Here is a 708-nt window from a genome sequence, read left to right as displayed (position 1 = left end):
TTGGCGGGCCGTGTTGAATTTGTCTCTTGCTCTTTGACATGATTGGTTACTGAAGAGATATGTGGGCGGTTTGGGTCGTTTCGATGACTGGACGCTGCATATCGGCTTGCTAGGGTTTCGGCCCGATGATGCGAGTGTCAGCTTCACTGTTTTGCGGCTTCGTTGCCTTGTGTAGCGATGCACGTAGAACAGAAGCACTCTTTCTCTTATGGGATTGAGTGATGTGCAGAGGTTCATGCGTCAAGGATAGCACTTATTGTGCTTTCAACTTGAGAGTTTGATCCTGGCTCAGAACGAACGCTGGCGGCAGGCCTAACACATGCAAGTCGAGCGGCCCTTTCGGGGGTAGCGGCGGACGGGTGAGTAACGCGTGGGAACGTACCCTTTTCTACGGAATAGCCTCGGGAAACTGAGAGTAATACCGTATACGCCCTTTGGGGGAAAGATTTATCGGAGAAGGATCGGCCCGCGTTGGATTAGGTAGTTGGTGGGGTAATGGCCTACCAAGCCGACGATCCATAGCTGGTTTGAGAGGATGATCAGCCACACTGGGACTGAGACACGGCCCAGACTCCTACGGGAGGCAGCAGTGGGGAATCTTAGACAATGGGGGAAACCCTGATCTAGCCATGCCGCGTGAGCGATGAAGGCCTTAGGGTTGTAAAGCTCTTTCACCGGGGAAGATAATGACGGTACCCGGAGAAGAAG

Annotated in this window: 1 rRNA gene; it reads left to right on the top strand. The window is 53.1% G+C overall.

Features of this window, described 5'->3' with window-relative positions:
- Positions 1–265: 265 nt before the first annotated feature.
- Positions 266–708, top strand: a 16S ribosomal RNA gene (locus C5F46_RS16290); the annotation flags it as partial.

The sequence above is a fragment of the Phaeovulum veldkampii DSM 11550 genome (genome assembly GCF_003034995.1).
GTDB lineage: Bacteria > Pseudomonadota > Alphaproteobacteria > Rhodobacterales > Rhodobacteraceae > Phaeovulum > Phaeovulum veldkampii.
Note: the sequence above shows the minus strand (reverse complement) of the source record. Positions and strands in the feature narration are given on the sequence as shown.